The organism is Pasteuria penetrans (assembly GCF_900538055.1).
Classification (GTDB): domain Bacteria; phylum Bacillota; class Bacilli; order Thermoactinomycetales; family Thermoactinomycetaceae; genus Pasteuria; species Pasteuria penetrans.
In genome coordinates, this window is the sequence record NZ_UZAC03000001.1 from 1,903,296 (window position 1) to 1,927,167 (window position 23,872).

Sequence of the window (23,872 nt, forward strand, 5' to 3'; positions counted from 1 at the left end):
GTGAAAGGGGGGAGTGTGTTCATTGTGGCTGCTTTCCTTAGACATAGGAGGGTACGATGCTGATCTTTGGTAGGGAGGGGGAGTGTTCTCGCTATGGTTGCGTGGAGTCATCTGGGCTGAGGCGGGATTCTGTATTCCGATCCCGAGACCCATGATTACTGTGGAACACAACACCAATGGTGTATTTTTAGTAAGAAACATACAACGACCCCAATCATTAATAGTTGATATTATTTAGATTTATATAATATGATCGGTACTACTATTTCAAATATTACAATATTATTTCATATGATATTTCATGTAAAATAAATAAATCCTATACCCAATCTCTGATCCCAACAGATAAAGCACAGCTTCGGACTTCGCAGGCTGTTTTCATCTGTTGCTGTTTTGTCCACCAGAACCGTTGTGACTGTGGGGTGGTAGTTCCAGGCGGGGGAGTTGCTGCGAAGGAAGCTTTTCCCGATATCCCCCTCGCCACATATGGCGGTACTCCGTCCATCATGATCATCCTAATCTATTATAAATTAAGGTTTTATATATTATCTACTGGATCCTAACTCATTATAACATTTATTTTTCCTATATAGTATAATTATTTTTTTCAATATTTGTAAAATATTGAATTATAATTTCCCATCATGATAATCATGGGAAATTATATTTATATATATTTCTACTATAATCCTTTCCCCGGTTTATTCTCTGGAGTCCCCAGAAACCGTATGATCGTAGTAAATGGTACGGAGGATTTCTAGGGACTCTCATAGCTGTAGTACCCCCCATCGGCATACAACCGCGTTCCATCATGGGGAATCCATGTTCCTGTGTACTCCTTCGCAAAGGTCGTATCTGGATGCAGGGAACCTCTCAGATCAAAGAAGGAAATTAGGCTTATTCCCTTCTCTCCATCGTGATCCTCTACGATCTGTCCGGAATATCCCCAACATTCCTGTTTGTTCTTCTTCCTGTACTGAGCATCAGGATCATAAGGGCTTTGTAGACTACCAGAACGCACCTTGGAGAGCATCCTGAGATTTCCCTGTTCATCCTCTTCAGTCTGTTCCCAGGTCACCCTTTCCAGCAATGCATACTCCTTGGTTGATCTGATTTTGTCCTATTGGGAGACCTGTTTCCTTACAGCCAAGCAAACCCCAATTAGCTCTGCAGTCCTATGATTCCTTGCTGTTGCTCCTTTTTGGGGGAGAAGAGGGGGCTGATGGCCCAATGATTGTCGACTATCGATGTCTGTTACTTTGCATCCCTTTTCCAGAAAGACCCCCACTCCGCGGGGAGGGGGATTAGAAGTTCAGCCGAGATACAAACCACATTTTTTGCCACTAGATCGATCACTTCATTACGGGTTCATTTCCTTATGTTGCTGTTGATTAGTGTGCTATCCATTCTACGGAAGGTGGATATCATACCTACTATTGACTTTTGGAAGGTTGTGAAGTGCTGAATGGTACAATGTCTTGGTACCATCTGTTATCAACCTCCTTTTTTATATGTGGTGTATAAAAAGGATTGTATAGGAATAACAGATGGTCTTTAAGTTTTGGGGGAGTATTTTTCAGGTAATACATAAAAGTTGTTTCGGATGTACATAGCAAGAGAGGGTCACATTCTACTTTGCTTTATATGTTCAGAATATTATCATAAATATGGGTAGCCTGACCATAGTTGGGGGACCGAGCTTCTATAGATAGTATGATTTCATAAAATTATATGTAGTTATTTTTATGAATCCGCAAAAGCCCACTTTCCATTTTTATTCGAACTTCAGGAAACCATTGTGAACCTTTTTAACCGCACCAGCACCGTGTGTCAAGAAGTCGTTCAAGAGATGAAGGTTGCTCAGCCCTTCGTAACCGGCTGGTAGGTAGCAGGTTACAAACCGCTTAGTGCTGCTGGGGTCAAATGCCCTGGTTGTGAGCGATCTAGGAAAAGGCAGGGCATGACCCTGTCAGGTGGGAATCGGGGAGATCAGCGAAAGCGAACCGTTCGAAGACGCATCGAAAAGCGTAGTCCATGTCAAAACTGAGGCGGGGTGCTAACGTCGGGATGAACCGTGGGGGATGACCTATCTTCTGCCCCGGTGGCATGCGGTGTACAGGCGGGATGTGTGTCAAGAAGTCGTTCAAGAGATGAAGGTTGCTCGGCCCTTCGTAACCGGCTGATAGGTAGCAGGTTACAAACCGCCTAGTGCTGCTGGTGTGGAAACACCCCGGTGGTGAGCGATCTAGGAAAAGGCAGGGCATGACCCTGTCAGGTGGGAATCGGGGAGATCAGCGAAAGCGAACCAGCCGAAGACGCATCGAAAGGTATAGTCCATGTCAAAACCGATGTGGGTCCCGAACGTCGGGATGAACCGTGGGGGATGACCTATCATTGCGCATGGATTGTATATAAAAGGTAACTATAGTATAGGTTGATATATTATAAAAATTATATAAAACTTATTACAACAAAGATTTATACTCTTGTTGTTATCTACCCACCTCATCTTCCCATATATATTGGTTTACCCCTTCCCCCGGGCACCATGTTGTAGTATGATGATCAGCCAGGAGTAGTGGGGGGTATGGTTACAGGGGGGATAGGTACCCATCGTGGAAATTGAACAATGGATCGTTTATGCGGCTCAGCAAGGGATATCTGATCTTCACATTACGAGTGATGAGGTGTCCTGGTTTCGTTGCCAAGGGGCATTGCGTTGTATGGGGGGAGGGCGATGTGTCTTTTCTGAGGAAAAAATTCATACTTTTCTCATTTCATTGCCGGGTTGTCGGTTTCATTTTCCTGATGAATTTCCTAATGAATGGGATGCCGTTTGGGCTGGACAGGAGCCGTGGCGTGCTCGCGTCCATATGTTTCGTACACAGGGTAGGACGAGCCTGGCTATTCGAATTCTTCCCCATCCCGTTCCTACCCCTGCTCAATTGCGTATACCGCCTAGTGTACAGGCTGTTCTAGCACAGGGGAAGGGTTTGTTTCTCGTTACAGGTTGTACAGGGAGTGGCAAATCGACAACGTTGGCCTCCCTCATTCAACATCAGCTGGGTCGTCAGCCTATTCGAATCCTTACCCTGGAAGATCCCATTGAGCAGCGTTTTTTTCCATCCCGTGCCCATGTCGTTCAACGCCAATTGGGACAGGATCTTTCCTCCTTTTCATCGGGGGTACGATCTGCCCTGCGTGCTGATCCGGATGTGATTTTCATTGGTGAGCTACGGGATCTCCCCACTATGGAAGCATGTTTGCAGGCTGCCGAAACAGGTCATCAGGTTTTCAGTACCTTGCATACAGGAAGGGCTGTCCAAGCTATTTACCGTTTTCTCGCTGCCTTTCCACCTCAGCGCTGTAGTTTTGTTTTGCATCAGCTGGCTGAGGTTCTATTGGGTATTGTTACGCAACGTTTGGTTTCTACACCGCGGGGGAGGAGGGCTATTTTCGAGGTATTGATCAACACACCGGCCATTTCCCATTTGATTCGCTCTAACAAACTTCATCAGATCGAATCTATGCTTCAAATGGGGGCAGTTCACGGGATGCAGACTTTCGAGCAAGGGGAACCGAGGGGGGGAATTTAGTTTTTCATGGTGGAGGGGGTACCAGTATTTCCTTTGTCGATTCTGTTGCCTATGGGTTTCTTGGGTATCATTCTGGCTTCTATTTGGGTCAGGATCATTTGCTGGTGGATGGACAGGCAGGGTTTTGCTATTTCCATTTCCCGATATTGGTGGAGCATTCCCCTTTGTGCCCTCGGTGTAGTGGCTTTGTTTGTGTCGGTTACGGGTGGGGAGATCCTAGGGGGTTTACTTCTTCTTTATTTTCTTATTTTTTTATCTATCACCGATCTTTGTTGTTATTGGGTTCCAGATTTATTTACCTATAGTGGAATAGTGTTGTTTGGTATATTGAGATTCTTTGTTCATGTCGATCCCTTCAGCCATTATTTTATTGCTGCAATAGTAGCGGGCTCCACTACGACGCTATTGGCTCTCAGTGGTTCTATGGGCTGGGGGGATGTAAAGTTATCGATTGCATTGGGTTGGATGGTGGGGGTGGAGGGTTTCTTTCTGGCTCTGTTGTTGGCGGTCTACGGCACACTGTGGTTCTTCGTCCTGCGGATTTGGATGGGTAAGCCCTGGCATCCCTTGCGTCCTTTTCCCTTTGTGCCTTCCTTGTCCATCGGGGGTTTCGTTGCCTATTTCTTGCAAAGTGGGTTATCACTAACCGTTCTGTAGTATCTAAGTAGGGCATATTTTATGGCTAGCTACACACATGTGCCCCCTTGGGGGATGACGCCCTCTCTTCTATGGCAGGCCTTGTGAGGGTATGGGTAGGGTCTCGCGTCAATAGGGGTGTCCACCCCTATCTGATGAGGGTATCCCCCTAGGATTGTAGGATACATTTAGTGGTTTTTCTATTGAGTTGGTACCCTCTATTTCTTTCCAAATTCTACATCCAGTGGGGGGAAATAAGACGGAGAAAAAGGGAGTGAAAGGTGGTATGGATTTTCGCATCCTCTCGGGAAAATCTTCCAGCGGGTCACGGGGCCATGATATGGGACCACGGGTAGTCCTTCGCGCGAGGGGGAAAATTCCCCCGCTTCAACCACCCCGTACGATGTCATTCCCATCAGCGGCGCGAACTCCTGTATCCCCCCAGAATCCAGTGGTCCTCTCCCGGCCCGCTGTGCGACCGAGAATTATTTTAGGGGGGACATGGGATGATCGATCGCGTTATTGCAGGCCCGCTTTCCCTCCACAAGGACGTTCACAATCTAAGCGTCGTATTTTTACTTGGAGACATTGGTTTTTTTCTATATCTGGTGCTGTCTCATTGGGTATCATCATGGGGTTATCCTTTCTGCATTTTTTTTCGATTGAGAAAAAATCCCTTCCCGCTGCTGGTAGTTTCAATTCTATTGTATCACCAATTTTCCCTATGTTGGAATGGACGATGGTAATATCAGATCAGTCTTTTTCTACGGAACAGGAGGCAATCGCAGAGGCCAATAAGGATAGACGAGGGGGGAGAGCCGCCGTGGTCGTGCTTCCCGGCAAGCCCTATCGTCTTGGTTTGGGTGTTGGTCTCACCCGTGAACAGGCACTTAGAATTGGGGGCCTTGGGCAGCCATCGTATCGTAGGGCCGGGTTCAAGAGAGTGAGGATGGGCGGAAGGAAAATTATGCGATTGCCTGAGGATAAGGCGAAAATTATGGTTGATGTTCTACAACAGGTGCACCATGTTATGGATTATTTGGCCACCACAACGGCGCAGTCGATCCCTGTCCATGGGAATCGCCTGGGTTCCTTTTCCATCCCAGAGCCCTTTTTGTCTCAACCCCAAAATTTCTCGAAAATGATCCAGGGATTACAGAACTATTTTCCTGTCATGGGAGGGAAATCACCGGTCCGTGAGGCCCTACATGCTATGGGTCAAGCCCTACAGAAGGGGGTATACGCGGCCCGTAAGACCCAACAATTTCCACAGTTGTCTCTCTTATGGGAAATTCAAGCGGCAGTTTTGGATTACACTATGGCTTACAGCAAGCTAATCGAACTACTGGCCCAACCCCCGTTGGGTAAGGTTGCCCATCATTCCTCAGACTGAAGAGGTGTGTAAGGGGTTGTCTCCCGATCGTGGTTCATTGTATCAGAGGTTATAATGAGGTGAGTATGGTGGATGGGAACATCTTCTGGATTTTAGCATCGTCTAGCCCTTATCGGAGAAAAATTCTTCAACAAATAGGCCTTCCTTTTCGTAGTGTCGATGCGAGAATTGCGGAGCAGACTATGGGAATAGGCGAGGTCCCGGCGCGTCGTGTACAAACTTTGGCCCGGGCCAAGGCTGAGGCGGTGGTGTGCCTTGCCCTGGAACAGGGGGAAGCTTGTGTATTGGGTATGGACACCATGGTTGTGCATCGTGGTACAATGTTGGGGAAGCCCATCGATGCGGTGGAGGCGGCTAAGATCTTGTCTTCTTTGCAGGGTCAACGCCACGATATTGTGACGGGTTATGCCTGCTTGTACTTTAAAGCGGGTCGTTTGGCAGCAAGTCGGGTTTGCCAACGGGTCACCACGGTTGTTTTTCGGTCGCTTTCGTCTGCATGGCAGGCTTGGTATGTTCGTACCGGGGAATGGCGGGGTAAGGCGGGGGGGTATGCCCTACAGGGTTTAGGTAGTACATTGATTCGGAGGGTAGAGGGGGATATGGGTAATGGCAGTGGCCTCTCTCTTGATGTTCTGTCGGATCTATGTCGATCGATGGGGATTACGCTAGAACCCTTCAATGTCCTTGAATGAAGAACTTATCTTGGGGGATTATGCCAGTGGGTGGTATCAGGGTGTTTCCCGTCCTTGGTATGGTTAGAATATTCAAATTTTAGTGGTAATTGGGTAGTATGGTTTTGGGTTTCCCCTTTTTTATATTATTTCTTTATTTGTATTTATAATTTTATTTTTTATGATATCATTTCTCTTTGTTTATCTCCTTTTTTGGGGAAGTGGTGTCTTATTTCTAAGGGTTATTACCACGTATAACAGGGTGTTTTATGTATGATTGTGTATTTTTGTAATTCCTCGGGGGGAGGGGATGACCCTATTTTTCTCTTTCATAATATGCAAAGGTGTACCCCGTGCGGCAATGATTATTTAAAAATTTAATATTTTCATCCTGTGATCGTAGTATACAAGTTTCGGAGAGGATGAATCATGCCTTTTCCATCACCCTTGCGCCATTTGCCCCCGGACGAAAGGCCGCGGGAAAGAATGATGATTCAGGGTCCACAGTGCGTAACCAATGCGGAACTCTTGGCGATTCTTTTACGGACGGGTTGTTTGGGTACCTCTGTACTTTCTCTGGCCCAACGGTTGTTAGTGGATAAAGGGGGCCTGTTGGGGATAGCGCGTTGCGGCTGGGAGGATTTTGTCAAAATCGATGGGATTGGTCATGCCAAGGCCCTGCATCTAGTTGCTGCATGTGAACTTGGCAGGCGCGTTGCCCGTTCCCTACCAGACCAACAACCTTCGCTTTCCTCTGCAGAAGCTATTGTTCAGCTTGTCATGGAAGAGTTACGTTTTGCCAAGCAGGAGAATTTTCTCTGTCTCTTTCTCAATACACGTTATCGTCTTCTGTCGAAGCGTTGCTTGTTCAGGGGCAGCGTGGATGCAACTTTAGTACATCCACGTGATATTTTTCGTGAAGCGGTGCGATGTAATGCGACTTTGGTTGTTTGTGTACATAATCATCCAAGTGGTGATCCCGAACCGAGTGAGGCGGATTTTTTGCTTACCTGTCGTCTGCAGGAGGCCGGGGAGCTGATGGGCATTCCCTTATTCGACCATATTGTTATTGGTGACTGTAGGTATGTCAGCTTCCGTGAGCGAAACCTACTGGCTGAGGTAGAGTCCGTCGTTCCTTAGGGTGGGGGGAACCATATGATTTCAAGAGCTGGAGGGTGGGTGGGAGAAGTTTATGAAAAAGGGGCATAAAGCTGGTATAACAATCAAGGGAACCCGCGAAGGTTTGGTGTTTTTGTTAGACGACAACTGTCCCTTTGCCGATCTTCTCGCGGAATTACAGCAAAAATTGGGTGGATACCCTGAGGAATCGCAGATATGGAATGGGCCCCGAATGAATGTGAGGATCAAATTAGGTCGGCGTTGTATCACCCCCCCTGAAGAGAAGGCTGTGAGGGACCTCTTTTCAGTCCGTGAAAATTTGGTGATTCAGTCTTTTGAGGGCGACCATGTTGGGCCTACGGAGGATTCATCTTCTATCGAAGCGATACGGTTATTGTCTGGTACGATACGTTCGGGGCAGGTACTCGACTACCGAGGGGATGTCCTCTTTTTAGGGGATATCAATCCAGGTGGGGCGATTCATTGCTCAGGTAGCATTTACGTTATCGGATCCCTACGGGGGATAGCCCACGCGGGCAATCGGGGGGATACAAAATCTATTATCGTTGCATCCTCCTTTTTACCTACACAGTTACGGATCGCAGGTATCCTCTCTCGCCCCCCCGAGGATTGGGAAACATTGGGGGAGGGTGTTCGATTTGCCCACGTGGTTGAGAAACGAATTGTAGTGGAGAAGGCATGCTATCTCGATCGTATTCGGCCGGGGTATGTTTGGTGGAGAATGTTACAAAGTGAAAATTTCGAGAGAGGGGGCGTGCTACGTGGGTGAGAGCTTGGTCATCACTTCGGGAAAGGGGGGGGTTGGTAAGTCTACAACATCAGCTAATTTGGGTACGGTCCTCGCCCTGTTGGGGAAACGGGTTTGTTTGCTGGATACCGATATTGGTTTGCGTAACCTGGATGTGCTGATGGGCCTGGAAAATCGCATTGTGTACGATCTTATCGATGTGGTTGAGGGGAATTGTCGGATGGAGCAGGCCCTCATCAGGGACAAGCGTTGCAATAATTTATATCTATTGCCCGCTGCACAAACGAAGGACAAGACGTCCGTTTCGGCGGATGCTCTGCGCGGATTGGTGGCGGAGGTGAAGGAGCATTTTGATTATGTGATTATTGATTGTCCTGCGGGTATCGAGAGCGGGTTTAGGAATGCTATCGCTGGTGCCGACAGGGCGATTGTGGTGACAACGCCGGAGAGTGCCTCCATGCGGGATGCGGATCGCGTCGTGGGCATGTTGGAAAAGTCTAATCTGTCCTCTCCCAAGCTCATTGTGAATCGAATACGACGTCATATGGTGCGCGATGGCGGTATGATGGATGTGGATGAGGTAGTGAGTATACTTGCCCTTGAGTTGTTGGGGGTGGTACCCGATGACGAACAGGTCATACGTGCGGGGAATCGGGGGGAGCCTATTGCCCTAACGCCTACCAACCAAGCGGGGCGAGCCTATCACGATATTGTCAAACGTATGCTAGGGGAGACGGTTCCCCTGCGTTTGTGGGGGGAAGATAACGGTATGGTGGCGAGGATGAAGCGCTGGTTGGGATTAGTGTAGTGGCTGAATATCCTTTTACTGGTGTATCTGTAGGGAATTCAGAAGAAAAATCACATAAGCTTTCTAAGCGATTTTTACCGTTTTTTGTTGTAGGGGTAGTTCTTACCTGGGCCGTCGGTGGGACGGGCGAGGTGGGGGAAAAAAATCCGAATGGTTTATCATTTATTATGGTTGGTTCATAATCCTCCCGTTCATTCCTTTGGGTTTGTGATGATTCTTTTCCCTCTGCATCCCAATTCGTCAACCGGTTCCATAATCTCCCACTCATCCTCCCCCCCATCAACTCATTTCCAATCCTTTACTGCCCAGGAGTCTTTTTACATCATCGATTTCCTTCTGCAAAAACCGGGGATAGGGAATCCATCAGACAACGATCCTCCGAGGGGGGAGAATGAGCTGGCTAATACTATGCCCTTCTCCTTGTGGTTCCCCCTTGATCCAACAGTTCGTCGTACTAACAGCAATGTCGTGCTGTCTAGATACCTGGACAACATGGTGCCCATCCCCGATCTGTTCAATTGTCCTTTGCTTGAATTCCAATGAAAATTTTTCCCGTGCCATTTTTGTGTTTGCCCCCCAATAGGGAACACGCTGTTCTTATATCCACATGGATCTATCATACCAAGGGGGACTACTCAATCCCTCGCGAGAGTTTCCTATACCAATTCAGCTCCCTTTCTATCGTCCTCTCTCTCTTGCCATGTCTGCGTATGATCTGGTGGGTTGCACTACTACTGGTGGTGGGTTCTGGTGCTCTGCTACTTGTGACCATAGTAGTGGTAGCATGGGCCGCTGTGATGAGGACTGCCCATGTGTTTTTCCAGGAATCGTACCACTACTCCCTGATGAGGTTGGGTACGTTTTTTTTCACTAACATACTGAAAAATTTTTCTCACATCATGAAAATAATGTCCTTTCATAGTAAAAAACGTGATAATATCAAATTCTTGTTTATTAGGATGTTTACATCCTGTTCTACTTGTTCTACCCAAAACGATACAGAATTCTTCTCCTTTTACTTTCAGTGTTGTACTGAGTCTATTACTGGTTATATTTCCTAAATTTTTTTGTTCTCATCATTTAATAAAGCATTTTTTAAAAGTTCAATGACATCATCAATTGTAGAGTCTAGCTTAAAAAGGGTATCAGGATCCCCGTTCGTAGATAGAGCCGAGGTGGATACACCATTTTTCCGTATATTTTTTTCTGTAGCGTGTAGCAGTACATGACGCTGCAAGATATGACTCAATCCTGCCTTGTCATCCCCCCTTGATAAAAAAATAGTATATGGGTTATTTCCAGGGAAAGGAATACTCCATCTCTTAATGTATTCAGTTTCCACATGATTATCGTCTTTATATTGGCCTATGGCCGTAGCTGCCACCTTCATCATCGCTCTATCCTTAGGTAGTTTTCCCATAGAGGCCATTTTAAAGGCCATTTTCTCACGAAGATCCTCCATGTCCTTTATGCTACCCATTTCTACACTATCGGGTATTAGATGAGCCAGTTCCTGTATGAGGTCCTTTTGTTCCTTTGGTAGGTTGTTGTATTTTATTATGAGGTCCTTTTGTTCCTGTGATAGGTTGTTAGATTCCCTTTTTGTCCCATATTTCATTGCAAATCCTGTTCCTTGATTGATCAAAAACAATAGGCATATGGTAAAAAATAGCTTTATTCCTATTAAGGTTGTTCTTGTATATTTCATATATAGTTATCCATTTCAAAAGAGTATTTTTTATTAAAAATTAAATTTCAATACAACCAACCTAACAACCAACCTATAAAGCGGACTTAGGGGATTTGGAACCGTGCAATACTCTCATTTGACAATTTGCTTTCATTAAAAGCCCTCTGCCTTTCATAGTTTTTATGTTGAAATCCAGCCCCCGTTTTTTTCCGGGAAGGTCCCTATCAGTTTCTCTCTAAATCAACGCAAGTGGAATATAAAAGTATGAATATAAGTAATATTTTTAGTTATTAGTTTTACTATAAACGAAATTAAATGAAATTATATTTAAAATAATAGTTTTTTTATTTTTTAAATCCAAAAATGTTAATAGTTAATATATTATCCTATTTTGGGGTCCTATTGCTTTTTCGATTGTGATTCCCTCAGTTTATTTCTGGGGTATCGAGTCTAAAATATGGGGGACCGTGTAATTTTCTAAGGGGAATGCCCGTTCTATGAATTTAGTACCACCTCCGGACGGTGAAGTGATTGGTAGGATAATAACATTTCTTTTTGAAACTTTTTCTGGTTTGCGCCTTTGGGGGTCTGTTGCCTATATAATATAATTTTTATTAAATTTTTAATAATCACTAAAAGGGAAATGGGCATTGTGTTCTACTGTATAGTATTCATACGGTTTCTTGGAAATAAAAAATAGCAAAAAATCCGTAATGTTACCAACACTACGGGAAGGCTCCTAGACCTTAATGGTTACGGAATCAGAAGGATCCACGGATTGCGTTCGATCGCGTGCGTAAATTCTCCCGGGGGTGTGTCGAATAAGCTGTAACGATAGGGGTTGTAACTAGGCTCCCTGGCGCCGCGTATTCCGGTAGGTGGGGGGCTTTTCAAGCCACCTACCGCTGCTGGTGTGGGAATACCCCAGTAGTGAGCGATTTAGGAAAAGGTGGGGTTTGGGGGGAGAGCCTAGCGAAAGTGAACCGTTCGATGACGCATGGAGAAGAAGGATCTTGGCCGTCTATCGTACCTGGGGGTTGAATCATTGTTCGATAGATCGAGTGTTTCGTGATAGGGTTTTGTGTTTATATTTGCCTAGGTTTGAATGATATTCCACTGTATTTTACAGGTGTTCTGTGGGATATTAGTAAAAATACATTATTTTATAAAATTTATGTTTTATGTTATAATAGTTGGCGGATCGCTCCTTACCAGGGAATAAGGGGTTGTTGAGATGAAAACGGAACTAAATTTCCCAAGTCTTCCTTCTTCATACGGAGTGAAAATCGTGGAAAATGGAGAAATTGGGAACTACAAAATCAGATGAAACGGGAATTTATTATGTCTTAGAGTTACCAACTGTCTATCCCCGGGAACAGATGTTCCCGGGGGATTCGCGAAACCTGGAACAAAAATTAGTGAAAGCAGGATTAGACAGGGAACGAGAAATAAAACACGGCATTCCCGGCTTATGGGAAATTGAATTCGTTGTGAAAACCCAACGATAGAGATGTACCTACTGCAGAAACAAATTCAACCATGTGTATATATTCGTTGGAAAAGGAAATATATTATGAAATTTTTATATAGAAACGTTTCCATATTTTGGTAAGGAAAGTAGTAATGCTATTACGGAAAATGATATCAACCTTATTTATAATATTTTTATAAAATTACATTCAAATGATTATAAAAACAGTTTACTGGGATGCAACCGTGTTTTAGACGCTTGACAGTGGATGATCATGGTAACAGTCTAGGGATATATATTATGTCATAGGAGGTTGAAAGAGCCGTAGAAACAGAAGAACTTCTGGGGCTGCATTTTGCTAAATTTGCTGCAGATGAGCAGGCAGTCTCCCCCCTCAAAAAAACGGGGGGAGCGGTACTATCAGGGGAATGGATGGAGAGGGATCCACAGGAAGTGGTTCATAGTGGCGGAGAGTGTTTTCATTCATGACATACCCCAAAAAAGCAACCAAGAGGGTGCGATGAAGGGGGTCATGGAAGGGAAACTGTATTTTCATTGGGAAGCTTCCGCGGGGAATGCAATTCGGGAGGATCATGGTAACCAGTTTTTGGCTTATCCTTTTATTTGTACGCCAAATAAGGGAGTGCTTCTGGGTCAAGGGTACCCCAGTGGGATACATGCAAATATTTAATTTAATATAATGAATATGTATATATAAAGTATATTCACATGTATTTATTATTAAATATATTTTTTTATATTTTTTCTTGTGTGATAGCAAACAGGAAAACTAGGGTGGTCGTTCCTAGATAACCAGCCAATACTATCCATAATTTTTGAGCCCGGCACCCATGGGGCTGCATATGTAAGAAACTCCACTTGTTTCCATGTAATCTTATATAGAGACCATTGTGAATCTTGTCCACTGCACTGGCATCATCCATAGCCAAGATTCATGTCCCCTCAGGGGGTCCCCACATACTTGAATCCATTGGCAGACTTGTATAAAGTGCGGTATTATTGGGGAGGTAGGGGAGAAGGAGGGGAACTATGTCATCAGACCGCCAGCAGGCGTTGGATATGGCGCTGCGCCAAATTGAGAAACAATTTGGCAAAGGGGCTGTCATGCGGTTAGGGGCGGGGGGATGTGTACCTGTATCTACCATTTCCACAGGCTCCGTGGGATTAGATGTAATACTAGGGGTAGGTGGTTTCCCGCGTGGGCGTATCATCGAAATCTACGGACCGGAATCCTCCGGAAAGACAACAGTGGCTCTGCATGCCATTGCAGAAGCCCAGCGGCAGGGTGGGGAGGCCGCCTTTGTCGACGCGGAGCATGCACTTGATCCCATTTATGCGCGCAATCTCGGTGTAAAGATCAGCAATCTTCTTGTCTCTCAACCGGATACGGGGGAACAGGCGCTAGAAATTGCGGAGGCGTTGGTTCGAAGCGGAGCTATTGATATTTTGGTTGTCGACTCCGTGGCTGCTTTAGTGCCTAGGGCGGAAATCGAGGGCGAAATGGGGGATTCCCATGTTGGTCTGCAAGCTCGCCTGATGTCCCAGGCTCTGCGGAAGTTGTCGGGTGCCATTAGTAAATCCCGTACAGTGGCTATTTTTATCAATCAGGTCCGTGAAAAGATCGGTGTTATGTTTGGGAACCCCGAGGTTACACCCGGTGGACGGGCCCTCAAATTTTATGCCAGCGTACGCCTCGAGGTCCGTCGTGCAGAGAATCTGAAACAGGGGACAGAGATCATCGGGAACCGAGTTCGTGTCAAGGTTGTGAAAAACAAAATGGCCCCTCCTTTTCGGCAGATTGAACTCGACATGCTCTATGGTCAGGGGATTTCCCGCGAGGGTAGCATGTTGGACATGGCAGTCGAATTGGATATTGTTACCAAAAGTGGCGTTTGGTACGCTTATGAGGGTGAACGAATGGGACAGGGTCGTGAAAATGCCAAACAATTCCTACGAGACCATCCAGAGGTTTTTCTAATGATTGAGAATCGGGTACGAAAACACCATAATCTGTCCCAGTTAGAGGTTCCTAAGGATGAGGGGAAACCATCCATAGGGGAGGCACCCAAGGGAAAAGGAAAGGAAAAGTTGGAAAAAGGACCCGACCTATTGTCCGCCACCGTACCGGTAGCTAAAAAGAGTCCCTGAGATAGGTGACGAGGCGGTAACGGAAGGAAAAGATCTATGCTTCGTTTACTTTACCTCACGGATACCCACATCCGTGGTACCACGCCCCAGGCCCGCCGGGATGATTTTCCCTCCGTGTTGTTGAAAAAAATGGAAGAAGTGCAACAATTCGTTCAACAGTATCACGTGGACGCCCTGTTACATGGTGGGGATGTGTTTGACCGTCCCTCCTTGTCACCAGCGGTCGTAGGCGCCTTTGCGCGCTGTTTTTCTACCATGGGTGTGCCTATCTATGCTGTGGCCGGTAATCATGATCTGTATGGCCACAATCCTGCTACGCTCCCGCGTACTATGTTGGGATTGCTAGATATACTCGGGGTTGTTCGTGTTCTGGTCAATGAGGAGCCCATTTATCTGGAAAAAAATGATATATGCATTCAGTTGACAGGTTGTTCCTTTCATCCTGAACTAGACCGGCAACCCGCCAAGGTCGACTATGATATTCCCGTTCTCTCTGAGCGGGCTACCCACTGTATTCATATGGTTCATGGTATGTTGTGTGAGCGATCGATGCCGGAGGGGGTTCCCTCAACCCGCGTGGCTGATGCATTGGCTGTAACACGAGCTGATGTGTTATTGACAGGGCACGACCATGCTGGTTTCCCCGTGCGTTGCAGGGAGGGGAAATATGCGATCAACCCGGGCGCCATTGCACGTCTGTCGGGGAGGCAGTCGGAATGGGAACGTCATCCCCAGGTAGTTTTGTTGACCTTTCCTTCACCGGGCCAGATTGATGTGGAATTTTTACCTCTGCGAACGGCACCCCCGGGTGCGGAGGTGTTGGACCGAAGTGTCCTGATGGCCAGTGCATATCGTCAAGAGCAACTCGCTTCCTTCGCGCAACAAGTCCGTTCCGCCGCCGCGTTGGAAACCATTGATTCAATGGCCTTAATTGCTGAACTCGCGGCTGCGCATCAGATTGAATCCTCGGTGCAGGAGTTGGCCCTGCAATTTTTGCAAGATGCGACCATGGAGGAAGGCGATCGGGAATGACGGTCTTTCATTCACTGCGGTTAGAAAATTTTCAATCCCATGAGGATACTACGATCGAATTTTCCCCGGGGTATAACGTATTGATTGGTCCCTCGGATAGTGGTAAAAGTGCCATTCTTCGTGCTCTACGTTGGGTTTTATGGAATATACCACGGGGGGACGATTTCATTCGTATGGGTACACAGGCGTGTACGGTAACCTTGACCCTCGCCGATGGGAGATCGATTGTCCGTTTGCGCACGCCCTCCCTCAACAGATACCTGCTTCAGCAGCCGGGTCAGCCTGAGAAGGTTTTTGAGGGTTTCGGTAGTCACGTTCCGGAGGAGATCATTGCTTGTCACGGTATGCGTTCTTTTTCCGTTGATCAGCGCGAATGTCATTTGCAGTGGAGCGGCCAGTTGGATCCCCCCTTCCTGCTCGTAGAGTCAGAACGTTTCAAAGCTAAAGTATTGGGTAAAATTGGAAATACACAGGGTTTTGATCGGGCCATGCGCCGTGCACGCCAGGAGAGGTTGGCTGCACTCCAGGAGGGTAAAACTTGGACACAGCAGTGGGAACGTGCTGAGGAGGCTTTGCTCGCCTTTTCCGATTTGCCCTTGCAGGAGAAGCGGCTGGAATTAGCACGGGAGGCCTGCCAGAGAAGTCAGGGGGCGTTTCAGAGGGCACAACGATTGCATCCCCTACATGTCAAATGGCAAGTGATCCAGGAGCAGCAACGGATTGTTGAGCACCAGTTGGCGCGGATGCATCATGTGGAGGCGGCGCAGAGGGCATGGCGGACAGCGCAGTTGGGTTGGGAGAGGTTCTCCCTTTTGCGGCGCTTACACCAGCGTCTCCACTTCGTGGAAAGGGAGTGTAGGATGCAGGAAACCATACTCCGCCGGAAACCTCATTTGGAGGCCGCTGAGACCCAATGGAAAGAGTGGCAGAGGTATCGGGCCCGTTACCTGTTGGTATCTAGGTTGTATGGACAATGGACCCTTCATTTTCGGCGGAAGCGTTTGGAATCACGTCGGGTACGGGGATTAGGGGCCATCCAGAGGGTATTGGGTCAGTTGAATGTATTTTCCGAAAAATTGGTACTTTTTCGGCGTCTACAACACCGTTTACATGATGTAAGAGAACGGCAACAACGGGGGGCTGTTTTCTTGGCACGCTGTCGTGATACTACTTGTGCCCTAGAGGCAAAATGGCAAGAGTTGTTGCATCATTTTCCAGAGTGTCCTACCTGTGGGCAGTCGTTGATGCAATTGCGCAAGGATAGCAAGAGGAGAGGGTGAGGGTACGGATGAAGAATTCTACTCGTTATGCTGCTGCTCCCCAATCGATGGATGTGCAGGATAAGGATCTGGAAGCGGAAATGCAGGAGGTAAGGCGACGTTTAGAGAAGGCACAAAATGATGCGGTCCGAGCGGAAGCACGGCTGGAGAGTTTAAAACAGCAGGAGGCCGAGTTGTGGGAGGAGGTGCGTGCATTAGGAATTTCGCCCGAAGAAATGGACAAGGAGTTACAAGATTTACAGAAGCAAATTAGAGATTGCTTGGATACGGCGCAGGTTTGTTTGTGCGAGGCATCTGCTGATTCCCAGGTGGAGTCTTCATGAATGAGCAACTCCTAGCATCCTGGGAAGGGGAGATCGTCCGACAGAGAGCCCAATTATCGGATATTCAACAGCAGGTGAGCGAGCGTCAGGTGGCCTATAAACTGTGGGAGGAGCGGCGAAGGGAAGCCCAAGAGTCCCAAAGGGCTTGTCAATCTCGGGCCGATTTGTTGGATCGTGTCCAGGTTCTGTTGCAGTTGGCATCCGAACGGGCGCGAGAACAGGCTTGTTTGCTTCTGCAGGATTTGGCAACGAAGGCATTGCGGTACATCTTTGGTCCTGATTTCCGTTGCGAGATTGTGATGACAGATAAGGGGGGACAACCCTCCGCGGAGGTGTATTGTGTAACGGGGGGAAAGGAACATGAAGTTCGTAACCGTCCCCATGAGGCACGTGGGGGGGGGATTGTGGATGCCCTTTCGTTGGCATTACGAATTGCTTTGTTAGAGACATTGCGTCCGTGTCCGGTAGGACCCCTACTGTTGGACGAACCTGGGAAACACATGAGTGTGGAGTATGTGGCTCCTCTGGTGACTTTTTTGACTTCTGTCAGCACCTTGTATGAGCGCCAGATTATCGTTGTTTCCCATAATCCGGAGTTGATTGTTGCCGCCGATCGCGCCTATGCCGTTCGCCAACATGCAGGTGTTTCCCATGTGGATGCTACGTCGTCCGTTGCCCCGTCATGAGGGGGGTATGGCGAAAAGGTGTCATGTTTTACTATTTCCTAGCTTGACACCTTTTCCACACACCCTCTACAATGAAGAGAGGTGGAAGTTGGCTGATAGCTGAGGTTCGTCGGATGGGTCGAATTTTCAGGCCCTGCAAAAGATTATTAAGAATTAGGTGGGGCGTTGGGGTTGTAGATGCTGTATATCTGACTCTTTGGTCCCTTGTTTTTATGGTCGATGCGGTTTTTCCTCCGGTAGGTAGTAGGGGGCTTGTGGGTGATAAGAGAAAGGTTGTGGGGAGAGTGAGTCGGGGTAGAGTGTCCCGTGCGTTCCTGTGTAATTCCCGTCCACGGGTGCGTGTTACCCTATGGTTTCTCTCCGTTGGATAAGGTATCCATCTTGCGAATGTAAGCCATCGGGTGGGTGCGAGGGAAAAGGTGGTCCCGTGCGCCGAAGGGGGTGGATGCGGGATGGAGAGTTTTGTCGTTTATGTCATCGGCGGTGTTTTTTTGCTCTTCCTGGGTTTGGCAGTGGGTTATATTGGTACGCGGCGTTTGTTGGAACAAGCCCGCCTGGATGGTGCCCGACAGGAGGCAGATCGTTTGGTTGCGGTGGCCCGGCAGGAAGCGGAGGCCGCCAGTAAGGAAAGGCTTCTGGAGGCCAAAGAGGTTGTGCATGCCATGCGTATGGAGGCGGAGTTGGAGATACGAGAACAGCGTTCCGAGTTGCAACGGTTGGAGCGTCGCCTTCTACAAAAAGAGGAAACCCTGGAAAGGAAACAGGACCTTTGTGCAGAGCGTGAGGTGTCTTTGGCGGGAATGGAAAAGGAGTTAGCTGTTCAGAAGGAGAAAACGGAAAGTCTCTACCAGGAACAGTTACTCGAAGTGGAACGTGTGACGGGTATGTCGGCGGAAGAAGCCAGGAAACTGTTGATGCAAAGGGCAGAAGAGGATATGCAGCGCGAGGTTACGCAGATGATGCGTTCAGCAGAACAGAGGGCTTTGGAGGAGAGTAATAAGAAGGCCCGGCGGATCATTTCCTTGGCTATCCAACGTCTGGCGGCAGACCATGTGGCCGAGACAACGGTCTCTGTGGTTACGTTGCCCAATGACGAGATGAAGGGACGAATCATTGGTCGTGAAGGGAGGAATATCCGGACCCTTGAGACTCTAACAGGTGTTGATTTGATCATTGATGATACCCCTGAAGCGGTGATTTTGTCTGGTTTTGATCCGATTCGGCGCGAGATTGCCCGCATCGCTTTAGAGCGGCTCGTGGCCGATGGGAGGATTCATCCTGCCCGTATTGAGGAGATTGTGGAGAAATCGCGTCGCTTGGTGGATGAGAAGATCCGGGATTACGGGGAGCAAGCTGTATTTGAGGTGGGTGTGCATGGTCTTCACCCTGATCTCATTAAAATTATTGGACGTCTCCGTTTTCGAACGAGTTATGGTCAGAATGTGTTACGCCATTCGTTAGAGGTTGCTCATTTGACAGGTTTACTAGCGGCCGAGTTGGGGGAGGATGTCCGCTTGGCTAAGCGGTCTGGTCTCCTGCATGATATAGGGAAGTCAATCGATCATGAAGTCGAGGGTTCTCATGTAGACATCGGATTGGAGCTTGCAAAGAAGTACGGCGAGCATCCGGTAGTTATCAACAGTATTGCCTCTCACCATGGTGACGTGGATGCTGCTAGTGTCATCGCTGTTCTTGTACGTGCCGCTGATACACTCTCGGCAGCACGACCAGGGGCACGGCGTGAGACGTTGGAGGCTTACATCAAACGTTTGGAGAAATTGGAGGGGATATGTGAGTCCTTTAGTGGGGTTGCTAAGTCCTATGCCATTCAGGCAGGGCGGGAGTGCCGGATCATTGTCAAGCCTGAAGAGGTAGATGATGCGGAGTCCTATCGTTTGGCAAGGGAAATTAGTCGTCATATTAAGAATCAGTTGGATTATCCAGGTTCCATTAAGGTAACGGTTGTCCGCGAAACGAGGGCTGTGGAGTATGCTCGTTGAAGATCCTCCAGTGGGGGAACTGACCAGGGGGTTTGTATAGAGGGGGGTTTTCGTTCCCTACCTTGTTCGTTCTCGCATTGGGGGGTTTATGGAAGAGGGTACATATAGTTTTTTTGTCAAGAGGGGGGGGTGATGCTGGTTATAGGTAGGATGAGGGGTCAGGTTAGGTCGTTGGGGAGGTGTTTGGTTGGGAGCTTGTTTGTAGAGAGAATTGTTTGATTGTTGAATAAACTTTCCCGTAGGCTTGTTGTATAAGTATGGAAAAGAATTAGATTACTTCTATGACTGACCTTTGTTTCATAAGTTCCGGAAAAGAAGAGGAATATTTCTGAGTTTATCGAATATAACTAAAAGTAGATCCACCCCAACCGTCGAGGAGGTACTTGCATGGTAACTCATACGCATGGAGAGGCATTAAGGGTTTCATCTACATCTAAGGCTAATTGTGTAGCAGGCGCAGTAGCAGGTGTGGTACGAGAGCGTGGTCAAGCAGAAATTCAATGTATAGGGGCTGGAGCCATTAATCAGGCCATTAAGGCGGTTGCTATTGCACGAGGGTTTGTAGCTCCTACTGGGATGGATCTGATCGCGATTCCGGCATTTACGGATATAACGATTGATGGGGAGGAACGGACGGCTATTAAATTGATCATTGAGCCCCGGTAGGGGGTTGGTGACAAAGTGATGTGATTTTTGCAAAATTGCAGATTTTTCGTATTATTTTCCATAAGGGAGGAAACCTGTTGCTTTGCTGAGCAGGTTTTTTCTTTTTTTACCGGTTCGTCAGTTAGTTAGTCAGAGAGTTACAACGTGTAGTTTTTGTGATGGGATAAAGAAAATTTTGCCCCTCGGTCTGTGCGTTGTTTTGAATACAATGGAGGTCCTTTGGGGCTCACCATTCCCTGGGGGGGAATTCACATATGCGGGGTGATGGGTAGGACCAAGGCTTATATTTTTGGTTTCTGACCTAACCTTGGATTTGGAATACATTGGGTGGCTTTTTTCTAAATCCTGGATTTTAAGGATGGATCAGAATAAAAGAAAAAGCATGTGCGTTCTTCCTATTATGTATTATTTTTTAATTTTATTTTTATGTATATAATAACTGTATTCATTTATGAAACATTATGATGGTTTTCCTCCTGATTCTTTTCTAGGTGGCTGTTGCGACATACAAGGGGTAAAGTCTTCCTAGTTTCCCCCCATCCGAACCCAAAGACGTTTTTATATAATATTTTGTAAATCGTCCTATTTTTATTCATATTGCTTGTTTCTGTATGCATGCAAGTATGAATTTACATGTTGGGAATGCTGCTTTTTCCGGTTCCGTGGTTGGCGTAAGCCAATGTTGAAGATTGCACTAAAGGAGTACCCCGGTTTTGGATGGTTATGTTCATTCCAATAAAATATATGTTGATGCAAATAGGAGAGATCTATTCACATTCCTCCTCTTTTAGAAAGAAATCCATCAAAGAGTTAGGATACAACCTGTTCCTAACGATATCGTTAATAAGGACGTTTCCTTACAGAATATATATTTATTCTATTTAACAACAAATACATACATATAAATATTTTTTTATTAAGAAGAATCAAATTTTCTACTGTAGGGACGATCGTAGGACGGGAAAGCACAAGGGAATATCCTTTGACTTCCTGGGGTTTACGTTTTGCCTGTGCCAGGCCGTAACCCGTGTAGGGAAGGGAGGGTTTCCGGGTCACAATCCAAGCCATCAGCCGGAAATTGGGGAAGAAGAAGTTAAGCGGGGGAAGGGCAAATAAGGAGGCATGTGAGGCCAGGTATGGAACTGCACGAGGTGGCGGAAGGGTCCAATCCTAATCCTATAGGGTGGAGGGACTGGGTGAACTACTATAGCGCTTTTGATCCCTCATACCTGGGAAAAGCTTTACGCAGCTTTGACGACAATGTTTTGGCCTGGGGGGCCGTGTGTCAAGAAGTCGTTCAAGAGATGAAGGTTGCTCGGCCCTTCGTAACCGGCTGATAGGTAGCAGGTTACAAACCGCCTAGTGCTGCTGGTGTGGAAACACCCCGGTGGTGAGCGATCTAGGAAAAGGCAGGGCATGACCCTGTCAGGTGGGAAACGGGGAGATCAGCGAAAGCGAACCGTTCGAAGACGCATCGAAAGGTATAGTCCATGTCAAAACCGATGTGGGTCCCGAACGTCGGGATGAACCGTGGGGGATGACCTATCTACTGCCCCGGTGGCATGCGGTGTTCAGGCGGGATGTGTGTCAAGAAGTCGTTCAAGAGATGAAGGTTGCTCGGCCCTTCGTAACCGGCTGATAGGTAGCAGGTTACAAACCGCCTAGTGCTGCTGGTGTGGAAACACCCCGGTGGTGAGCGATCTAGGAAAAGGCAGGGCATGACCCTGTCAGGTGGGAATCGGGGAGATCAGCGAAAGCGAACCAGCCGAAGACGCATCGAAAGGAATAGTCCATGTCAAAACCGATGTGGGTCCCGAACGTCGGGATGAACCGTGGGGGATGACCTATCTACTGCCCCGGTGGCATGCGGTGTTCAGGCGGGATGTGTGTCAAGAAGTCGTTCAAGAGATGAAGGTTGCTCGGCCCTTCGTAACCGGCTGATAGGTAGCAGGTTACAAACCGCCTAGTGCTGCTGGTGTGGAAACACCCCGGTGGTGAGCGATCTAGGAAAAGGCAGGGCATGACCCTGTCAGGTGGGAATCGGGGAGATCAGCGAAAGCGAACCAGCCGAAGACGCATCGAAAGGAATAGTCCATGTCAAAACCGATGTGGGTCCCGAACGTCGGGATGAACCGTGGGGGATGACCTATCTACTGCCCCGGTGGCATGCGGTGTTCAGGCGGGATGAACCCGATTTAGGCTCTTGATCGGAACTTGAGAGATCGTCGTACGGCGTCTGGCTGTCGCCAGATGTATAAAGACCGAGGACAAACCGAGGTCCCGTGCACGAAGTCGGATCAGCTCATAGTAGTGAGGAAGCTTCTGTAATGGAAGTGGAGCGAAGGGGCTGACTCATCCTGCGGAGGACAGTTAGATGAGAACTTTAGCGGGAGATCCGCTGGAGGAGATCAAACGACAACTTTAGTGGAGATCCACTATAGGAGGTCACTGGAACCTCGGAGCAACATCCCCATAATCGAAGTAGGACCTAAAGGGTCTGAAGATTGGGATGGGATGAGAAGAGCCGGATGATGCGAGAGTATCATGTCCGGATCTGTGAGGGACTCGGCTGAAATGCCGGGTCTACTCGACGAACCCGATGTAGGCTCTTGATCGGAACTTGAGAGATCGTCGTACGGCGTCTGGCTGCCGCCAGATGGAAAGACCGAGGACAACTGAGGTTCCGTGCACGAAGTCGGATCAGCTCATAGTAGTGAGGAAGCTTCTGTAATGGAAGTGGAGCGAAGGGGCTGACTCATCCTGAGGAGGACAGTAAAATGAAACTCTAGTGGGAGATCCGCTAGAGGAGATCACTGGAACCTCGGAGCAACATCCCTATAATCGAAGTATGACCTAAAGGGTCTGAAGATTGGGATGGGATGAGAAGAGTTGGATGATGCGAGAGTATCACGTCCAGTTCTGTGAGGGACTCGGCTGAAATGCCGGGTCTACTCGATAAAAAGAAATACAAGAAGCCCAATAGCATGCGAAAAGTCCGTAGGTGGATTCAGTATATACGATGGAGAGTACGGGGGGGGACCCATTTCTCGCTCGTTAGTATCCACCAGACGCTACAATGGGGCCATAGGGGCTGCATAATGCGGGGAGTAGTACGTGTGTGGGTTCTATGGGGGAGGGTTGGCCGGGATGCCGTCCTTACCCGACGGTGTTGGGTACCGGGATCAAGTAGAAATCCCCTTCTTCCCTATTCTCATACTGTATTGATATGGGAAACTTATGGGGGAAGGATGGAGAACAAGAGCAAATTTTTTATATATACTATAAAAATTAATAAAATTTATAAAAAAGTATTTTAAAAATAATGCGTGGAAATGTTCACCCTGGGGGGCTTCAGAGTGGGGTTGAAGATCCCTCCTCAGGGGAACACATCTGTTCGGATGTTGCCTTTTTACATACTATTTTTATTTTTTATATAAATAAAAAATTATCAAAAAAGATAATGACAGGTTATCAAATCCGCTGTATACTGTTCCATATAGCTGTAGGAAAATGTGGGTAAGGGGTGTTACTACCGACGATCTATCCCATATATTCTATTCTAT

General features: G+C 47.4%; 23 protein-coding genes. 19 read left to right on the plus strand and 4 right to left on the minus strand.

The genetic code is table 11. From position 1 onward, the window contains the following. Positions 1-757: 757 nt before the first annotated feature. A complete protein-coding gene (locus tag PPRES148_RS07690; RefSeq protein ID WP_149453942.1) occupies positions 758-1,090 on the minus strand; it encodes a hypothetical protein in 333 nt (110 codons plus the stop codon). Between the two features lie 1,185 nt (positions 1,091-2,275). Between PPRES148_RS07690 and PPRES148_RS11755 the strand changes: the two genes are divergently transcribed. The 8 genes from PPRES148_RS11755 to minD all read left to right on the plus strand — a co-directional run bounded on the left by PPRES148_RS11755 (position 2,276) and on the right by minD (position 8,992). Continuing rightward, positions 2,276-2,422, plus strand: a complete 147-nt coding sequence (locus tag PPRES148_RS11755) for a hypothetical protein (RefSeq protein WP_187820838.1) — start codon at positions 2,276-2,278, stop codon at positions 2,420-2,422. 193 nt (positions 2,423-2,615) lie between these two features. After that, positions 2,616-3,596: a type IV pilus twitching motility protein PilT gene (locus PPRES148_RS07695; RefSeq protein WP_149453943.1), complete on the plus strand. Its 981-nt coding sequence runs from the start codon at positions 2,616-2,618 to the stop codon at positions 3,594-3,596. 6 nt (positions 3,597-3,602) lie between these two features. After that, complete coding sequence (locus PPRES148_RS07700; protein WP_149453944.1) at positions 3,603-4,253, plus strand: prepilin peptidase; 651 nt, start codon at positions 3,603-3,605, stop codon at positions 4,251-4,253. A gap of 265 nt (positions 4,254-4,518) precedes the next feature. Further along, positions 4,519-5,625 carry a hypothetical protein gene (locus tag PPRES148_RS07705; RefSeq protein ID WP_149453945.1) on the plus strand — a complete coding sequence of 369 codons (1,107 nt, stop codon included), beginning with the start codon at positions 4,519-4,521 and terminating at the stop codon, positions 5,623-5,625. A gap of 29 nt (positions 5,626-5,654) precedes the next feature. Then, positions 5,655-6,317, plus strand: a complete 663-nt coding sequence (locus PPRES148_RS07710; RefSeq protein ID WP_149453946.1) for a Maf family protein — start codon at positions 5,655-5,657, stop codon at positions 6,315-6,317. A gap of 408 nt (positions 6,318-6,725) precedes the next feature. Continuing rightward, positions 6,726-7,436 carry a RadC family protein gene (gene radC / locus PPRES148_RS07715; RefSeq protein WP_149453947.1) on the plus strand — a complete coding sequence of 237 codons (711 nt, stop codon included), beginning with the start codon at positions 6,726-6,728 and terminating at the stop codon, positions 7,434-7,436. A 52-nt stretch (positions 7,437-7,488) separates the two neighbouring features. Next, the gene (locus tag PPRES148_RS07720; RefSeq protein WP_149453948.1) at positions 7,489-8,205 is read left to right on the plus strand and encodes a septum site-determining protein MinC; all 717 of its coding nucleotides are present in this window, start codon (positions 7,489-7,491) and stop codon (positions 8,203-8,205) included. Then, positions 8,198-8,992, plus strand: a complete 795-nt coding sequence (gene minD / locus PPRES148_RS07725) for a septum site-determining protein MinD (protein WP_149453949.1) — start codon at positions 8,198-8,200, stop codon at positions 8,990-8,992. The genes PPRES148_RS07720 and minD overlap by 8 nt, the downstream gene beginning before the upstream one ends. A gap of 363 nt (positions 8,993-9,355) precedes the next feature. Here the strand turns inward: minD and PPRES148_RS07730 are convergent, their stop codons facing one another. The 3 genes from PPRES148_RS07730 to PPRES148_RS07740 all read right to left on the minus strand — a co-directional run bounded on the left by PPRES148_RS07730 (position 9,356) and on the right by PPRES148_RS07740 (position 13,103). After that, complete coding sequence (locus tag PPRES148_RS07730) at positions 9,356-9,553, minus strand: transposase (RefSeq protein WP_149453950.1); 198 nt, start codon at positions 9,551-9,553, stop codon at positions 9,356-9,358. 496 nt (positions 9,554-10,049) lie between these two features. Further along, positions 10,050-10,700, minus strand: a complete 651-nt coding sequence (locus PPRES148_RS07735) for a hypothetical protein (protein WP_149453951.1) — start codon at positions 10,698-10,700, stop codon at positions 10,050-10,052. Positions 10,701-12,908: 2,208 nt separating this feature from the next. Further along, positions 12,909-13,103 carry a hypothetical protein gene (locus PPRES148_RS07740; protein ID WP_149453952.1) on the minus strand — a complete coding sequence of 65 codons (195 nt, stop codon included), beginning with the start codon at positions 13,101-13,103 and terminating at the stop codon, positions 12,909-12,911. Between the two features lie 100 nt (positions 13,104-13,203). Between PPRES148_RS07740 and recA the strand changes: the two genes are divergently transcribed. The 11 genes from recA (at position 13,204) to PPRES148_RS11775 (ending at position 22,516) form a co-directional block, all read left to right on the plus strand. After that, positions 13,204-14,322: a recombinase RecA gene (recA, locus tag PPRES148_RS07745; RefSeq protein ID WP_149453953.1), complete on the plus strand. Its 1,119-nt coding sequence runs from the start codon at positions 13,204-13,206 to the stop codon at positions 14,320-14,322. Between the two features lie 36 nt (positions 14,323-14,358). Further along, positions 14,359-15,354 carry a metallophosphoesterase family protein gene (locus PPRES148_RS07750; protein ID WP_149453954.1) on the plus strand — a complete coding sequence of 332 codons (996 nt, stop codon included), beginning with the start codon at positions 14,359-14,361 and terminating at the stop codon, positions 15,352-15,354. After that, a complete protein-coding gene (locus PPRES148_RS07755) occupies positions 15,351-16,634 on the plus strand; it encodes an AAA family ATPase (protein WP_149453955.1) in 1,284 nt (427 codons plus the stop codon). The genes PPRES148_RS07750 and PPRES148_RS07755 overlap by 4 nt, the downstream gene beginning before the upstream one ends. An 8-nt stretch (positions 16,635-16,642) precedes the next feature. Beyond that, positions 16,643-16,957: a hypothetical protein gene (locus PPRES148_RS07760; protein ID WP_149453956.1), complete on the plus strand. Its 315-nt coding sequence runs from the start codon at positions 16,643-16,645 to the stop codon at positions 16,955-16,957. Continuing rightward, positions 16,954-17,643, plus strand: coding sequence for a P-loop NTPase family protein (locus PPRES148_RS07765; RefSeq protein WP_149453957.1), 690 nt, complete (start codon positions 16,954-16,956; stop codon positions 17,641-17,643). Before PPRES148_RS07760 ends, PPRES148_RS07765 begins: the two co-directional genes overlap by 4 nt. A 452-nt stretch (positions 17,644-18,095) precedes the next feature. Then, positions 18,096-19,643 (plus strand): ribonuclease Y, encoded by a 1,548-nt coding sequence (gene rny, locus PPRES148_RS07770; protein ID WP_149453958.1) that lies wholly within the window; start codon positions 18,096-18,098, stop codon positions 19,641-19,643. Positions 19,644-20,030: 387 nt separating this feature from the next. Further along, positions 20,031-20,309, plus strand: a complete 279-nt coding sequence (locus tag PPRES148_RS07775; RefSeq protein ID WP_149453959.1) for a stage V sporulation protein S — start codon at positions 20,031-20,033, stop codon at positions 20,307-20,309. Positions 20,310-21,433: 1,124 nt separating this feature from the next. Next, positions 21,434-21,646 (plus strand): hypothetical protein, encoded by a 213-nt coding sequence (locus PPRES148_RS07780; protein ID WP_149453960.1) that lies wholly within the window; start codon positions 21,434-21,436, stop codon positions 21,644-21,646. 92 nt (positions 21,647-21,738) lie between these two features. Continuing rightward, positions 21,739-21,948 carry a hypothetical protein gene (locus PPRES148_RS07785; RefSeq protein ID WP_149453961.1) on the plus strand — a complete coding sequence of 70 codons (210 nt, stop codon included), beginning with the start codon at positions 21,739-21,741 and terminating at the stop codon, positions 21,946-21,948. A 92-nt stretch (positions 21,949-22,040) separates the two neighbouring features. Further along, on the plus strand, positions 22,041-22,250 hold the full coding sequence (locus PPRES148_RS07790) for a hypothetical protein (RefSeq protein ID WP_149453091.1): 210 nt from the start codon (positions 22,041-22,043) through the stop codon (positions 22,248-22,250). 92 nt (positions 22,251-22,342) lie between these two features. Then, positions 22,343-22,516: a hypothetical protein gene (locus PPRES148_RS11775; RefSeq protein WP_187820365.1), complete on the plus strand. Its 174-nt coding sequence runs from the start codon at positions 22,343-22,345 to the stop codon at positions 22,514-22,516. Positions 22,517-23,872: the final 1,356 nt, after the last annotated feature.

Bases quoted from the DNA above. Each gene is read 5' to 3' on its own strand.
- PPRES148_RS07700 (WP_149453944.1), top strand. From the start codon at position 3,603: ATGGTGGAGGGGGTACCAGTATTTCCTTTGTCGATTCTGTTGCCTATG.
- recA (WP_149453953.1), top strand. From the start codon at position 13,204: ATGTCATCAGACCGCCAGCAGGCGTTGGATATGGCGCTGCGCCAAATT.
- PPRES148_RS07755 (WP_149453955.1), top strand. From the start codon at position 15,351: ATGACGGTCTTTCATTCACTGCGGTTAGAAAATTTTCAATCCCATGAG.
- PPRES148_RS07730 (WP_149453950.1), bottom strand. From the start codon at position 9,553: ATGGCACGGGAAAAATTTTCATTGGAATTCAAGCAAAGGACAATTGAA.
- radC (WP_149453947.1), top strand. From the start codon at position 6,726: ATGCCTTTTCCATCACCCTTGCGCCATTTGCCCCCGGACGAAAGGCCG.
- PPRES148_RS07720 (WP_149453948.1), top strand. From the start codon at position 7,489: ATGAAAAAGGGGCATAAAGCTGGTATAACAATCAAGGGAACCCGCGAA.
- PPRES148_RS07735 (WP_149453951.1), bottom strand. From the start codon at position 10,700: ATGAAATATACAAGAACAACCTTAATAGGAATAAAGCTATTTTTTACC.
- PPRES148_RS07705 (WP_149453945.1), top strand. From the start codon at position 4,519: ATGGATTTTCGCATCCTCTCGGGAAAATCTTCCAGCGGGTCACGGGGC.
- PPRES148_RS07775 (WP_149453959.1), top strand. From the start codon at position 20,031: ATGGTAACTCATACGCATGGAGAGGCATTAAGGGTTTCATCTACATCT.
- rny (WP_149453958.1), top strand. From the start codon at position 18,096: ATGGAGAGTTTTGTCGTTTATGTCATCGGCGGTGTTTTTTTGCTCTTC.
- PPRES148_RS07765 (WP_149453957.1), top strand. From the start codon at position 16,954: ATGAATGAGCAACTCCTAGCATCCTGGGAAGGGGAGATCGTCCGACAG.
- PPRES148_RS07760 (WP_149453956.1), top strand. From the start codon at position 16,643: ATGAAGAATTCTACTCGTTATGCTGCTGCTCCCCAATCGATGGATGTG.
- PPRES148_RS07750 (WP_149453954.1), top strand. From the start codon at position 14,359: ATGCTTCGTTTACTTTACCTCACGGATACCCACATCCGTGGTACCACG.